The organism is Paramagnetospirillum magnetotacticum MS-1, from assembly GCF_000829825.1.
Taxonomy (GTDB): domain Bacteria; phylum Pseudomonadota; class Alphaproteobacteria; order Rhodospirillales; family Magnetospirillaceae; genus Phaeospirillum; species Phaeospirillum magnetotacticum.
Map to the genome: position 1 here is coordinate 152,635 of NZ_JXSL01000028.1, position 12,951 is coordinate 165,585.

General features: G+C 64.2%; 17 protein-coding genes. 7 read left to right on the forward strand and 10 right to left on the reverse strand.

The genetic code is table 11. The features are described from left to right. Nucleotides 1–14 precede the first annotated feature (14 nt). From CCC_RS12290 to CCC_RS12310, 5 genes are all read left to right on the forward strand, one after another. Nucleotides 15–1,115: a branched-chain amino acid ABC transporter substrate-binding protein gene (locus CCC_RS12290; protein ID WP_009869510.1), complete on the forward strand. Its 1,101-nt coding sequence runs from the start codon at nucleotides 15–17 to the stop codon at nucleotides 1,113–1,115. Between the two features lie 89 nt (nucleotides 1,116–1,204). Further along, nucleotides 1,205–1,534 carry a four-helix bundle copper-binding protein gene (locus CCC_RS12295; RefSeq protein ID WP_009869509.1) on the forward strand — a complete coding sequence of 110 codons (330 nt, stop codon included), beginning with the start codon at nucleotides 1,205–1,207 and terminating at the stop codon, nucleotides 1,532–1,534. 11 nt (nucleotides 1,535–1,545) lie between these two features. Then, a complete protein-coding gene (locus tag CCC_RS12300) occupies nucleotides 1,546–1,806 on the forward strand; it encodes a hypothetical protein (protein ID WP_009869508.1) in 261 nt (86 codons plus the stop codon). Further along, entirely contained in the window at nucleotides 1,807–2,988 is a 1,182-nt protein-coding gene (locus CCC_RS12305) for an MFS transporter (RefSeq protein WP_009869507.1), read from the forward strand. Nucleotides 2,989–3,020: 32 nt separating this feature from the next. After that, nucleotides 3,021–4,394 (forward strand): FAD-binding oxidoreductase, encoded by a 1,374-nt coding sequence (locus CCC_RS12310; RefSeq protein WP_009869506.1) that lies wholly within the window; start codon nucleotides 3,021–3,023, stop codon nucleotides 4,392–4,394. Here CCC_RS12310 and arsA read toward each other — a convergent pair. The 9 genes from arsA to CCC_RS12355 form a co-directional block, all read right to left on the reverse strand. Further along, entirely contained in the window at nucleotides 4,384–6,138 is a 1,755-nt protein-coding gene (gene arsA / locus CCC_RS12315) for an arsenical pump-driving ATPase (RefSeq protein ID WP_456095277.1), read from the reverse strand. The genes CCC_RS12310 and arsA overlap by 11 nt on opposite strands. Further along, nucleotides 6,108–6,476, reverse strand: coding sequence for an arsenite efflux transporter metallochaperone ArsD (arsD, locus tag CCC_RS12320; RefSeq protein ID WP_009869504.1), 369 nt, complete (start codon nucleotides 6,474–6,476; stop codon nucleotides 6,108–6,110). Before arsD ends, arsA begins: the two co-directional genes overlap by 31 nt. Nucleotides 6,477–6,487: 11 nt before the next feature. Beyond that, nucleotides 6,488–6,922, reverse strand: coding sequence for an arsenate reductase (glutaredoxin) (gene arsC, locus CCC_RS12325; protein WP_041041637.1), 435 nt, complete (start codon nucleotides 6,920–6,922; stop codon nucleotides 6,488–6,490). Between the two features lie 2 nt (nucleotides 6,923–6,924). Further along, entirely contained in the window at nucleotides 6,925–7,950 is a 1,026-nt protein-coding gene (gene arsB, locus CCC_RS12330) for an ACR3 family arsenite efflux transporter (protein WP_041041710.1), read from the reverse strand. A 35-nt stretch (nucleotides 7,951–7,985) separates the two neighbouring features. Beyond that, nucleotides 7,986–8,444 (reverse strand): arsenate reductase ArsC, encoded by a 459-nt coding sequence (locus CCC_RS12335; RefSeq protein WP_009869501.1) that lies wholly within the window; start codon nucleotides 8,442–8,444, stop codon nucleotides 7,986–7,988. Nucleotides 8,445–8,466: 22 nt separating this feature from the next. Continuing rightward, nucleotides 8,467–8,967, reverse strand: coding sequence for an arsenate reductase ArsC (locus CCC_RS12340; protein ID WP_009869500.1), 501 nt, complete (start codon nucleotides 8,965–8,967; stop codon nucleotides 8,467–8,469). Beyond that, the gene (locus CCC_RS12345; RefSeq protein WP_009869499.1) at nucleotides 8,964–9,380 is read right to left on the reverse strand and encodes an ArsR/SmtB family transcription factor; all 417 of its coding nucleotides are present in this window, start codon (nucleotides 9,378–9,380) and stop codon (nucleotides 8,964–8,966) included. The genes CCC_RS12340 and CCC_RS12345 overlap by 4 nt, the downstream gene beginning before the upstream one ends. 138 nt (nucleotides 9,381–9,518) lie before the next feature. Continuing rightward, nucleotides 9,519–9,716: a hypothetical protein gene (locus tag CCC_RS12350; protein ID WP_009869498.1), complete on the reverse strand. Its 198-nt coding sequence runs from the start codon at nucleotides 9,714–9,716 to the stop codon at nucleotides 9,519–9,521. 113 nt (nucleotides 9,717–9,829) lie between these two features. After that, nucleotides 9,830–10,606, reverse strand: a complete 777-nt coding sequence (locus CCC_RS12355) for a DUF2189 domain-containing protein (protein ID WP_041041639.1) — start codon at nucleotides 10,604–10,606, stop codon at nucleotides 9,830–9,832. 176 nt (nucleotides 10,607–10,782) lie between these two features. On the opposite strand from CCC_RS12355, the gene CCC_RS12360 reads away from it, so the two are divergent. Next, entirely contained in the window at nucleotides 10,783–11,211 is a 429-nt protein-coding gene (locus tag CCC_RS12360) for a hypothetical protein (protein ID WP_009869496.1), read from the forward strand. Between the two features lie 117 nt (nucleotides 11,212–11,328). On the opposite strand, the gene CCC_RS12365 is transcribed toward CCC_RS12360, so the two are convergent. After that, entirely contained in the window at nucleotides 11,329–12,150 is an 822-nt protein-coding gene (locus CCC_RS12365) for a hypothetical protein (RefSeq protein ID WP_160295533.1), read from the reverse strand. Nucleotides 12,151–12,276: 126 nt separating this feature from the next. On the opposite strand from CCC_RS12365, the gene CCC_RS12370 reads away from it, so the two are divergent. Next, complete coding sequence (locus tag CCC_RS12370; RefSeq protein ID WP_052473174.1) at nucleotides 12,277–12,783, forward strand: MarR family winged helix-turn-helix transcriptional regulator; 507 nt, start codon at nucleotides 12,277–12,279, stop codon at nucleotides 12,781–12,783. The last annotated feature ends 168 nt before the right edge of the window (nucleotides 12,784–12,951 follow it).

Consider the following 12,951-nt stretch of genomic DNA (forward strand, 5'->3'; position numbering starts at 1 on the left):
GGGAGGAGCCGAACATGAGCAGGATCGGGTTTAAGGGCATCACCTTGGTGGCGGCGCTGCTGGCGGCCGGAACGGCGCGGGCCGACATCACCATCGGCGTGGCCGGACCGCTGTCGGGCAGCGAGGCGGCCTTCGGCGAGCAGTTCAAGCGCGGCGCCATGAAGGCCATGGAGGACATCAACACCAAGGGCGGCGTCTTGGGCCAGAAACTGGCGCTCAGCCTGGGCGATGATGCCTGCGACCCCAAGCAGGCGGTGGCGGTGGCCAATGAAATGGCCGCCAAGAAGGTTCCCTTCGTGGTCGGGCATTTCTGCTCGGGCTCGTCCATCCCCGCATCCGAGGTCTATGCCGAGACTGGCATCTTGCAAATCTCGCCCGCCTCCACAAACCCCAAGTTCACTGAGCGCGGCCTGCCCAACGTCTTCCGCACCTGCGGCCGCGACGACCAGCAAGGCGTCATCGCCGCCGAATACATCGCCGCCCATATGAAGGACAAGGTGGTGGCCGTGGTCCACGACAAATCCGCCTACGGCAAGGGCCTGGCCGACCAGACTCGCGATGCTCTGGCCAAGGCCGGAATCAAGACCGCGCTGTACGAGGCGGTCTCGGCGGGTGAAAAGGACTATTCCGCCCTGGTGACCAAGCTGAAGGCGGCCAAGGTCGATCTGCTCTATTTCGGCGGCTACAAGACCGAAGCCGGTCTGATCGTCCGCCAATTGCGCGATCAGGGCATGGCCACCCGGCTGATGGGCGGCGACGCCCTGGTGACCGAGGAATACTGGGCCATCACCGGCACCGCGGGCGAGGGCACCATGATGACTTTCAGCCCCGACCCGCGCAAAAACCCCGCCAACGCCGATCTGGTCAAATACTACCGCGCCCAGAAATACGAGCCGGAGGCCTATACGCTGTACACCTACGGCACCATTCAGGCCTGGGTCCAGGCAGCCGAGAAGGCCAAGTCCACCGAGTGGAAGAAGGTCGCCGCCGTGCTTCGCGCCGAAAAGTTCGACACCGCCATCGGCAAGATCGGCTTCGATGCCAAGGGTGACGTCGCCGCTCCCGGATACGTCATGTATGTTTGGAAGGGCGGCAAATACGATTACGCAGATTGACGTATGGCCGGTCCAGGATTACCAAGGAAATGGGCCGGTTCGTCCGGCCCATCATCTTAAGGTTCGGGAATCAGGGGGGAGAAACGACCATGCCTTTGTCCGATACCATCGACGCCTGTGATCTGGCCCACCGGGCCTGTACCGAATCCGTCATCCACGGCATGCAGCAAGGCGGACATTCCGCCGAGTGGGAACTGATCCAGTTGCTGCTCGACTGCGCCGACATCAACGAGACCGCCGCCGACTTCATGCTGCGTTCGTCGCGCCTGCACCATCTCATCTGTCAGGTGACGGCCGAGATCAACGACAAATGCGCCAGCGCCTGTGAGAAGCTGTCCAAGGAGGATGTGCGCCTCAAGGAATGCGCCGAGGCCTGCCGCCGCGCCGCCACGGCCTGCCGCAAGACCGTCAAGAACTAGAACTGGAGCTCATGGTGAAGGACGAAACCCGCATCGTTGGCAACCTGCCCAACCTTCGCATGGAGATCGTCCATCGCCAGGATCCCGATGGCGGGGCCGAGCATATGAGTATTCATCTCTCGGCCACGCCATCATTCCAGGCGGCCGAAGCCCTGTTGTCGGGCGCCTGGAGCAACCCCTGGACCTTGTGGAGCAGCATGACCCAGGCCATGCTTGCCCCTTGGGCAGGCGCGCCATGGCTCAAGGTCCTGCCTCCCGGTAATTCCAAGTAGATGAATCCCGAAAGGACGTCCTGGCCCGCCATCCTGATGGCGGTGGGAGCGGGCGTCGCCGCCGCGTTCCAAGTGGGCAAGGCCCCCATCGCCCTGCCCTTCATCCGGGCCGAGATGGGCCTCGACCTGTCCCAGGCCGCCTGGATCTTGTCCATCTTCGCCGTGATGGGCGCTGGCGTGGGTGCGGGCATGGGCACCATGGTCACCCGTCTGGGCTCGCGCCGTTTGCTGCCGGTGGGGCTGTTCATCCTGGCGCTGGGCAGTCTGGCGGGCGGCGTTCTTCCCGGTTTTCCCGGCCTGCTGGCGGCCCGTGTGGTGGAAGGGATCGGCTATATGCTGGTGGTCATCGCCGCACCGGCGCTGATCACCTTGCTGTCCACCCCCGCCCAGCGTCAGATGGCCTTTGGCCTGTGGGGCGCCTTCATGCCCTTCGGCATGGCGGTGTCCATGACCGCCGCCCCCGCCCTGCCGCTGCTGGGCTGGCGCGGATTGTGGCTGGGCATGGCGGGGCTGCTGGTTGCCTACGGCCTGCTGGTGCATTACCGCATGCCCCGGCCGCCGAGGCCGCCGCGCCCCCTGGAAAGCCACGTGCTGCGCGACGTGGCCGATACGCTGAAAGCGCCGGGGCCGCTTTTGCTGGCCGCCACCTTCATTCCCTATTCCGCCACCTATGCGGCGCTGACCGGTTTTCTGCCCACCTTGCTGATCGAGCGCATGGGCGTCACCCCCGGCACCGCCGGACTGATGGCCGCCGGTGTCGCAGGCGTCAACATCATCGGCAATGTGGCCACCGGCCCGGCGCTTCGCTTAGGCCTTCCCCGGCGCAAGGTCATGGCCGCCGCTTTCGCGGTGATGATGGTGGGCTGTCTGGGCATTTTCCCGTCCGAGACGCCACCCAGTCTGGCCTATGGATTGTGCCTGCTGGTCAGCGCCTGCGCCGGTCTGCTGCCCGGCTGCATCCTGGGCTCGGCCTCAATCTATGCGCCACGCCTTACCCTGGTGCCCGTGACCCTGGGCCTGTTCATGCAGGGCAGCAATTGGGGGCAGTTGCTGGGCCCCGTGGTGGTGGGCGCCGCCGTCTCGGCCCATGGCTGGCCCGCCGCTTCCCTGGTGCTGGGCACCGCCACCCTGGGCGGCGTCATCCTGGCACTGGCCTTGCGCCGGGCGGGCAAGGAACCTTAATCTAAGTGGTCTGACCACAAAGGCCCGGTTCCATGCCGCTTCCCGACGACCTCCTTGCCCATTTGTCCGCCCGCTTTGGCGAGCGCTTTTCCACCGCCCTGCCCGTGCGCGAGCAGCACGGCAAGGACGAATCCCACTTCCCCGCCTGCCCGCCCGAGGCGGTGGTCTTCGCCCAAAGCACCGAGGAGGTGGCGGATGCGGTCAAGGCCTGCGCTGGCAGTGGCGTTCCGGTCATCGCCTTCGGCACCGGCACCTCGCTGGAAGGCCATGTGGCGGCGCTTCAAGGTGGAGTCTGCATCGACGTCACCGGCATGAACCGCGTGCTGGAGGTGAGGGCGGAGGATCTGGACGTCTCGGTCCAGCCCGGCGTCACCCGCAAGCAGTTGAACGAATATCTGCGCGATACCGGCCTTTTCTTCCCCATCGATCCCGGCGCCGACGCCTCCTTAGGCGGTATGGCGGCCACGAGGGCGTCGGGCACCAATGCGGTGCGCTACGGCACCATGCGCGAGAATGTGCTGTCGCTGCAGGTGGTTCTGCCCGACGGCCGGGTGATCCGCACCGCGGGCCGGGCGCGCAAATCCTCGGCCGGTTATGACCTCACCCGGCTGTTCGTGGGCTCGGAGGGCACATTGGGCATCATCACCGAGCTGACGCTGCGCCTGCACGGCATCCCCGAGGCCATCTCGGCGGCGGTCTGCCCCTTCCCCTCCATCGAAGCGGCGGTCAACACGGTGATCCTGACCATCCAGTCGGGTGTGCCGGTGGCGCGCATCGAGTTCCTGGACAAGGTGATGGTGGGCGCCGTCAACCGCTATTCCAAAACCAGTCACCAAGAGGCTCCCACCTTGTTCTTCGAGTTCCACGGCAGCCCGGCTTCGGTGCGCGAACAGGCGGAAAAGGTCGAGGCCATCGCCGCCGAGTTCGGGGCCGAAGGCTTCCAATGGGCCACCGGGACCGAGGAGCGCACCAAGCTGTGGGCGGCGCGCCACAACGCCTATTACGCCGGTGTGGCGCTTCGTCCCGGCTGCCGCGCCTGGACCACCGATGCCTGCGTCCCCATTTCGCGTCTGGCCGAATGTCTGCTGGAGACCGAGGAGGACTTAAAGACCACCTCGCTGATTTCGGCCATCGTCGGCCATGTGGGCGACGGCAATTTCCACGTCATGCTGCTGGTCGACCCGGCCAGCCCCGAGGAAGCCGCCGAGGCCGAGCGCATCAACCACCGCATCGTGCGGCGCGCCCTGGCCATGGACGGCACCTGCACCGGCGAACACGGCGTAGGCCATGGCAAGATGGCCTTTTTGGAAGAGGAATACGGCGAGGCCCTGGACGTGATGCGCGCGGTCAAGCGGGCCATCGATCCCGCCGGGATCATGAATCCCGGCAAGATCGTCATCCCTTAGCCACCCCATCTTCCATCCAGGGGATCAAGGCCGTCCGTGTGGACAAGGTTCCGGTCACCCGCTCGATGAACGGAACCTCGTATTTTCCGCGCTGAGCCAAAAGCGGATCGGTGGTGCCACTGGCCAACAGACTCTGATTGATCACCCAGGCAAAGGGCGTGATGCCCGCGCGGGCCAGATCGGCCTGAAGCCGCTCTGCCTCGTGCACCGGCGTGGCCTCGGCCAGAGTGACGATGATGGTCTTGGTAAAGACCGGATCGCGCAGGCGGGGCAGCAGCGAGCGCACCGCGTCGGGCATCTCGGCCTGGGTGCGCAGAACTTCGCGGTGATAAGCCTCGGCGGCGTCCAGCAGCAAGATGGTGTGCCCGGTGGGCGCCGTATCCAGGATGACGAAGCGGTCCTTGCCCTCGTCCACGGTGCGGGAAAAGGCGCGGAACACCGCGATTTCTTCGGTGCAGGGCGAGCGCAGATCCTCTTCCAGCATGGCGCGGCCCGCCATATCGAGATCGCCACCCGCCTTGGCCAGGACCTCATCGCGGTAACGGGCCACTTCCCATTCCGGATCGATGCGGGTCACCGTCAGACCGCGAACCTTGCCCTCGACCGCATCTTGAACATGGGCGGCGGGATCGGTGGTCGACAAGGTCACCTGATGGCCCTGGCGCGCCAGAATGATGGCAATGGCGGCGGCAACACTGGTCTTGCCCACACCACCCTTGCCCATGGTCATGACCACGCCATGACCGCCGTCGGCGATCTCGGCCACCAGGGCCTCCAGCCCACCGGGCAGGGCGATCTTGGGCATGGGCTCGTAGGCCGGGGGGCTGGTCAGCCTGCCGGCGGCCATGGCCCGAAGCGAATCGAGCCCTACCGTTCCCCTGGGCAGAAATAGCGTGTCGGTACGGGGCAACCCGGCCAATCCCGAGGGCATCCCCGCCAGGGCGTGACGACCGCGCGCCGTCATGGCATCGGCGATGGCGTCCCCCGGCTTGGCCGCGGTGAAGACGCCGTTGAGCGCAAGGCGCAGATTGCTGACACCCAGTTCGGCCAGTTCGCCACGGGTCCGTTCGGCCTCGCGCAGGGCCGAATGCTCCGGGCGGCTGACCAGGACCAGTGTGGTGGCCTTTGGATCGGCCAGTTGAGCGACGGTGGCGGCATACAGCGCCTTTTGCTTCTCCAGCCCGGCCAGTGGCCCAAGGCAGGAGGCCCCGCCGGTGGACGACGCGATGAACTCGGTCCAGGCGGACGGCAGGGTCAGCAGACGCAGAGTATGACCGGTGGGCGCGGTGTCGAAGATGACATGATCGAACTGGGCGGTAGCCGCCGGATCGCCCAGCAGTTTGGCGAATTCATCGAAGGCGGCGATCTCCACCGTGCAGGCGCCGGAGAACTGCTCCTCCATGGCCACGATGGCGGCGGCGGGCAGAATCCCGCGATAGGGGCCGACCATCCGCTCCTTGTAATCATGCGCGGCGGCTTCGGGGTCGATGTTGAGGGCGAACAGTCCGGGCGCACCGGGAATGGCGGTCGGAACCTGGGTCAGCGCCGCTCCCAGCACCTCGTCCAGGTTCGACGCCGGGTCGGTGCTGACGATCAGGACCGTCTTGCCCGCCTCGGCCAGGGCGAGGCCGGTGGCGCAAGACAGCGAGGTCTTGCCCACGCCGCCCTTGCCGGTGAAGAACAGGATGCGGGTGTCCACCGATGGCAGGGCCATCAGCAACACCCGGATTTGGGCGAGCAGCACGAGGAGCCGTCGGCCTTGACCGTGAGGCGGGGCTTAGGGGTCAAGCCAAGCTTGGCCGCCAACTGGTCGCGCGACAGGTGAACACCGGTCGAGACGATGTGACCGTCCACCGCAATGATCGGCAGCCGATCCATGCCCGCCTCCATCTCCTTGAGCACCAATGGATTGGCGGCAAAGGCCTGGGGCTCGGTGCCCAGGTTGTAGCGCTGGACGGTGACGCCCTGCTCGGCCACCCATTTCAGATCGGCGGCGAAAGTCACCAGGGCCGGATCGACCTCGGGACCGCACACACCGGTGGAGCAGCACATGGCGGGGTCATAGACTTCGAGCTTTGTCATGATGGTCTCTCCTACAAAAGGCGCTTTCCCTGAGCATCCACCACCTGCTCCCCATCTTCCTTGGTGAAGGCGCCCTTTTGCGGCTGGGGCAGGATGTCCAAGACCACCTCGGACGGGCGGCAGAGCTTGACACCCAGGGACGTGACCACGATGGGGCGGTTGATCAGAATGGGATGGGCCATCATGGCGTCGATCAATTGGTCATCGCCGAGCGCCGCATCGTCCAATCCCAGATCCGCATAGGGCGTGCCCTTCTTGCGCAGCAGGTCGCGGGGGGCAATGCCCATACGGCCGATCAGAGCCACCAGTTCGTCCCGGCTGGGCGGGGTCTGCAGATATTCGATGACCCGGGGCTCCTCTCCCGAATTGCGGATCAGCCCCAGCGTGTTGCGTGACGTCCCGCAAGCCGGGTTGTGATAGATGGTGATGGTGGATTGGTTGCTCATGCTCATGACACCTTGGATTCGTACCAGCCCTTGCTGGCATTGACGAGTTTGACCACCGACAGCATCACCGGCACCTCGATCAGCACGCCGACCACGGTGGCGAGCGCCGCACCCGACTGAAAGCCGAACAAACTGATGGCGGCGGCCACGGCCAGTTCGAAGAAGTTGGAGGCTCCGATCAGGGCCGACGGCCCGGCAACGCAATGGGCGACACCCAGCTTCTTGTTCAAGAGATAGGCCAGCCCGGAATTGAAATAGACCTGGATGGTGATGGGCACCGCCAGCATGGCGATGACCAGGGGCTGCTTAATGATCTGCTCGCCCTGGAAGCCGAACAGCAGCACCAGGGTGGAGAGCAGCGCCACCAGGGACAGCGGCCCCAGCATCGCCAGGGTCCCGGCGAGGGCTTGCGGCCCTCGGGCCAGCAGGGCCTTGCGCCAGAGTTGTGCCACGATCACCGGCACCACGATGTAGAGCACCACCGACAGCAGCAATGTGTCCCACGGCACGGTGATGGAGGACAGGCCCAGCAACAGCCCGACCATGGGAGCGAAGGCGAAGACCATGATCAGATCATTGACCGCCACCTGTGACAGGGTGAAATGGGGCTCGCCATTGGTCAGGTTGGACCAGACGAACACCATGGCGGTGCAAGGCGCGGCGGCCAGCAGGATCAGCCCGGCGATATAGGAATCAATCTGATCGGCGGGCAGATAGGGCTTGAACAGATGGCTGACGAAAATCCAGCCCAGCAGCGCCATGGAGAACGGCTTGACGCCCCAATTGATGAAGAGCGTCACGCCGATGCCCTTCCAATGCTCACGCACCTGATGCAGCGCCCCGAAGTCGATCTTGAGCAGCATGGGAATGATCATCAGCCAGATCAGCACCGCCACTGGCAGATTGACCTGGGCCACTTCCATTCGCCCGATGGCCTGGAAGGGGCCGGGCAGCCAATGGCCCAGGGCCACGCCAGCTACGATGCACAGCCCCACCCACAGGGTCAGAAAGCGCTCGAACAGGTTCATGGCGGGCTTGGCCGCCACTTCGCATTGGACAGACATCACACCTCTCCCGCCCGATCCGGGCCCAATTCAATCAGGCGCCGAACCTTGGCCTCGATCATGGCATAGACCTTGCGGAACTCGGCCAGCCTCTCCTCTTGGCTGCCCTCGACCGCCGCCGGATCGGGAAACCCCATGTGCACCTTGGACGGGTGGCCCGGCCAGATGGGGCAGACTTCACCAGCGGCGTTGTCGCAAACGGTGATCACCAGATCCATGACCGGCGCGCCAGCCGCAGCGAACTCGTCCCAGGACTTGGAACGGTAGCCCTCGGTCGGCAGGCCCTTCTCGGCCAGCACCTCCAGCGACAGGGGATTGACCTTGCCGGTGGGATTGGAGCCAGCGCTAAAAGCCCGCCACTTCCCACCCCCCAAATGGTTGATCAGGGCCTCGCCCAGAACAGAGCGGGCGGAATTGCCGGTACACAGCACGAGGACATTGGTCACGGAATCGGCCATGGGTCTTGCCTTGTGGAAGCGGTCAGGTGCGGCTCTTGCCGATCTCGTCCAGGTGCTTCTGCAACGAGAGACGGTCGAGGGATTGGATCGGCAGGGCGGAAAAGATGCTGATACGGTTATTCAGCATGCGCATCACGTCGGCGGTCAGCGCCGCCTTCTCGGTAACGCTACCCTCGCAGGCCACGGGGTCGGGAACTCCCCAATGGGCAGTCATGGGCTGGCCCGGCCAGACGGGGCAGACTTCGCCAGCGGCGTTGTCGCAGACGGTAAAGACGAAATCCAGCTCGGGCGCGCCCGGCCCGGCGAACTCCTCCCACGACTTGGACCGGAAGGCATCGGTGGGAAAGTTCAGCTTCTTCAGCAGATTGAGAACCGTCGGGTCGATGTGTCCCTTGGGCTGGCTACCGGCGCTGAACGCCTTGAACTTGGTGCCGCCTTCCCGGTTGAGGATGGCTTCGGCCATGATGCTGCGCGCCGAATTGCCGGTGCACAGGAACAGCACATTGAAGGTCTTCTGGCTCATGGTGATCCCCCACAGCAGGTGGATTGCGCCCGAGCATTCGAAACCAGCGCCGCCCGTCCCTGGTCGCATAGGACCTGGACCGGAACTGCGTTGACCTCCTCCAGAACCCGCCGGTCCTCGGCCGTGGTGGGGTCATCCTCCAAGGACGACCGGACCAGATCGAGGAAGGAACGGGCATAAGGGTTGAAGTCGCGTTCGGCCAAGCGATAGTAGACCCACTTGCCGTCCCGGCGCTGCTGAAGCAGTCCGGCGGTCTTTAGCGCCGCCAGATGCTTGGAAATGGTGGCGGGCGCAAGCTCCAGCACCGTGGTGATCTGGCAAACGCAAAGCTCGCCCCTTTCCAGCAGCTTCAGGATACGGACCCGGCTGGGATCGGCGACGGCTTTGGCGACGGTTTCGAATGTCTCGAGCATGGGGGAACGCTACGGTCATTTCGCTGAATGGCAAAATGATACATTCATGACAAAGCGGAAGCAAGTCGGACGGCGCGGAGAAAAATCAGGAATGATCGTGTCCATAGACCACGGTCATGTGGACAGAGGGCGGCGGCCTCAGGCGGCGGCAGAGCCCAGATCGCAGATCAAGGGATAAAGCTGATCGACGATCAGTTGAACCGTCGCCATATCCAGGTTGGGCATCATGGCGGTCAGCACGGCCGTGGCGGCGGAGCGCTGCGCGAAGGGATCGAGGCCGCCCTTGCGGGCGTCGGTCACCGCGCTGGTGATGATCTCTCGAAGGGATGGGTCCATGATCGGCCTGCGGCAAAGAAGGTTGCAGTAACTCTACTGCAACCTTGCCTCACCCGGCGCCAGCACTCCACCCGCGAAAGGGAAGGAGTTGTAAGGGGCTGTGACGTGAAGATTCAATGCCTTCCCATGACATCGCGATAGGCATGCCAGCTGGCATGGGCCACCACGGGCAATGCCACGATCATGCCGACGAAGGCGGTGGCCATGCCAAAGAAGGTCACCACGGCGATGGTGGCGGCCCAGCCGATCATGGTGCGCCAATTGACCCGCACGGCATAGACGCTGAACTCCATGGCTTCCATGACGCCCACATCGCGATCGAGCAACATGGGCATGGCGAAGACACTGATGGAAAACGCGATCACCGCCAGCGCGCCGCCCACCAGGGTTCCCACCATCAGGAAGCGGAAGGATTCGGGACGCAGCACCACATCCTCGATGAAATTGCCCAGCGGCAAGGGCATGCCCGGCGGGTAGAACAGGGCGAAGACCACCAGCCCGGCCAAGAGCCAGGCCATCAACAAGATGGACAGGACCAGACCCATATTGCCGATCTGGTCCAGGCGGGATTTGACGCCACCCAACACCAGACCGAGGCTGATGGGCTCGCCCGTTTCGGTGCGGCGGCTGATCTCGTAGAGGAAGACCGCCGCCAGCGGGCCGACCAGCATGAAACCGGCCGCCATGGCGAACAGCAAGGACCCCATGCCGAGCGCGTTGAGCACCACGAAGAGCGTCAGGCCGATTCCGGCATAAAGCGCTCCAAAGCCTAGACTGAGCAATGGATTGCGCCAGACGTCGCGCCAACCCGCGTTGAGCCACTCGGAAGCCTGGGCTGGCGTGACCAGCCGGACATCGGGATGAAGGGAATGGACGGCCATGGAAATCATCGTAAGCCCCCTTGTATTAAGGAGTGTCCCACCGCTCTTGCATGGCAAGGGGGGCACTGCCGACTTACTATGTGGAAATTGGCAGGACTCTAAACAAGCCCCCCATATGTTTAGCCACTCGACATTCGCCTCCGGTCTGCCCAATCTTGATATCAGGACCAATACAGGAGACGGGAATGAGGCTTATCTCCACGGCGATTGCCGCCGGTTTGCTGCTGATGGCCCCGCAAGCCGGGGCCGCGACCCTGATCACCGAGGCCGAGGCTGCCCTGCCTGCCGCCGCGGGTGGCGTGACCCTGCGCGGCATCACGAGAGGCCCCACGGTCAAGCTGGTCAACCCGGCCGAAACCAAGTCGCCCTTCGACCTCAAGGTGAAGTTCGAACCCCATGGCGGTGCCGCCATCGAGCCCGGCTCCATCAAGGTGGTCTATCTGAAATCACCCATCGTCGATATCACCGACCGGGTGAAGCCGTTCGTCTCTCTCACCGGCATCGACATGGCCAAGGCGGAAATACCCGCCGGTCGCCATTCCATCCGCATCGACGTCAAGGACAGCGAAGGACGGGCGGGCAGCACCACGGTGGAACTGACGGTCACCAAATAGGATTTGTCATTCCGACGACCACCGGGAGGAGGAATCTCCGCCTGGAAGGGCGATGCTGGCTCTGCAAGGCTGGATCAGGACGAGATCCCTCGCCTCAGCTCGGGATGACGGCTTGCGTCATTCCCACAATTTGCGCATGCCCGAGATGATGGAGGCCGCGCCCGTCACCACCGGCACCACCGTGCCGATGGTTCCGGCCAGGGTTTGGATGCGCTTTTCCAATTGGCTCCGGCTCTCGTTTTCCGGTGATGTCAGCTTGGCCAGCGAACCGGCCATGCGGCGCACCATGGAATCGGCAGCCCGCTCGGACTTCAGCGGCATCAGCCAATGGACGATCAGCGCGCCGGTGACATAGCTGAGAAAGATGGAAAAGGCGTATTCCACCACTTCGCGCCATTCCCGCCCGTCCTGGGGCAGGATGGGCTGGGAATCCATCAGGCCGGTAATTGCCAGCATGCCCAGGACCGAGGCACAGGCGATGACGGCACCCAGAATGATCTGAACGGCCAGCCGGTTGCGCCCCTTGAACGAAGCCATGGCGGCAAAGGGCAAGGGAAGAAGCAGGGATAAAAGGCGGATCACCCAGGTTTTCAGGTCCAGCACCATGACCACCAGCAGATGGGTGGCCATCAAGGCGATGACCGGCAAGAACAGCGCGATCAGCACGCCGCGCAGCCATTCGCCCCAGTGGCTGCGCCGTTCTGGCGGCTCCTTGGGCTCGGGGCTGGCGGAAACGACGTCAACGGGCCGCGCTTCTAAAGCCGCGATACGGTCCTTCAGGACCTCGATCTCGGACTTGGCCTCTTCCAGCGCCTCGACCTTCGCCGCCATGGCGCGCAACTGATCAAGCACTGGTCGGACAATGGAAAGGTCTCGGCGGCAATGCTTGCAGACGACGGCCTCGTCCTTGATTTCCTCGGCACAAAATGGACAGTTCACGGCGCGCACGCTCCCAACGAAGTCGTGAGCCAGCATAGACGAATCTGCATTCGTCGCCTATTGCGGTTGTGTGGCGGACGCAAAACCAATACACATTTGAGCCAGCAATTGTCGAAAGAGGCTGACTTGGCGACCACGCGAACCAGAAAGACCGCATCCGGCAAGACGTCGGCCAAGGGTCTGCCTGCGCCGCCTTCGCCCCTGTCGGGCATGGAACTGGACATTCTAGACGACATCGTCGGCTATCGCCTGCGCCGCGCCCAGGTGGTGGTCTATCAGGATTACGTCCGGACCGTGGGTTCGCTGGATATCCGGCCCTCCCAGTTCGCCGCCATGACCATCATCGGCGCCAATCCCGGCCTGTCCCAGACCACGCTGGCCGCCACCATGGGCATCGACCGCTCGGGCGCGGTGATTCTCATCGACGCCCTGGAAGGCAAGGGACTGGCCAGCCGCGTCCCCTCGCCCGTGGATCGCCGCACCTATGCCATCATGCTGACCGAGGCCGGGCAAAAGACCCTGGCCGAGTTGAAGCGTCTGGTGGCCGAGCATGATCTGCGCATCACATCCAAGCTGTCCGATGCCGAGCGGGCGGTTCTGCGCGACCTGCTGCACCGCCTCTACACCCCCTAAGCTCTCGGATTGTCATCCCGACGCCACAGGCGGGGGGGATTCCCTCCTGGAACAACGTCACCGAACCGGAACTGCCGCGCCAGGAGGAGATCCCGCGCCTGCGCTCGGGATGGCACCTTCCACGCCCTAGATTGTTGACTAGGTCAACTGTTGTTGTTCGCAAATATT

Bases quoted from the DNA above. Each gene is read 5' to 3' on its own strand.
- CCC_RS12290 (WP_009869510.1), top strand. From the start codon at position 15: ATGAGCAGGATCGGGTTTAAGGGCATCACCTTGGTGGCGGCGCTGCTG.
- CCC_RS12295 (WP_009869509.1), top strand. From the start codon at position 1,205: ATGCCTTTGTCCGATACCATCGACGCCTGTGATCTGGCCCACCGGGCC.
- CCC_RS12300 (WP_009869508.1), top strand. From the start codon at position 1,546: ATGGTGAAGGACGAAACCCGCATCGTTGGCAACCTGCCCAACCTTCGC.
- CCC_RS12305 (WP_009869507.1), top strand. From the start codon at position 1,807: ATGAATCCCGAAAGGACGTCCTGGCCCGCCATCCTGATGGCGGTGGGA.
- CCC_RS12310 (WP_009869506.1), top strand. From the start codon at position 3,021: ATGCCGCTTCCCGACGACCTCCTTGCCCATTTGTCCGCCCGCTTTGGC.
- arsD (WP_009869504.1), bottom strand. From the start codon at position 6,476: ATGACAAAGCTCGAAGTCTATGACCCCGCCATGTGCTGCTCCACCGGT.
- arsC (WP_041041637.1), bottom strand. From the start codon at position 6,922: ATGAGCAACCAATCCACCATCACCATCTATCACAACCCGGCTTGCGGG.
- arsB (WP_041041710.1), bottom strand. From the start codon at position 7,950: ATGAACCTGTTCGAGCGCTTTCTGACCCTGTGGGTGGGGCTGTGCATC.
- CCC_RS12335 (WP_009869501.1), bottom strand. From the start codon at position 8,444: ATGGCCGATTCCGTGACCAATGTCCTCGTGCTGTGTACCGGCAATTCC.
- CCC_RS12340 (WP_009869500.1), bottom strand. From the start codon at position 8,967: ATGAGCCAGAAGACCTTCAATGTGCTGTTCCTGTGCACCGGCAATTCG.
- CCC_RS12345 (WP_009869499.1), bottom strand. From the start codon at position 9,380: ATGCTCGAGACATTCGAAACCGTCGCCAAAGCCGTCGCCGATCCCAGC.
- CCC_RS12350 (WP_009869498.1), bottom strand. From the start codon at position 9,716: ATGGACCCATCCCTTCGAGAGATCATCACCAGCGCGGTGACCGACGCC.
- CCC_RS12355 (WP_041041639.1), bottom strand. From the start codon at position 10,606: ATGATTTCCATGGCCGTCCATTCCCTTCATCCCGATGTCCGGCTGGTC.
- CCC_RS12360 (WP_009869496.1), top strand. From the start codon at position 10,783: ATGAGGCTTATCTCCACGGCGATTGCCGCCGGTTTGCTGCTGATGGCC.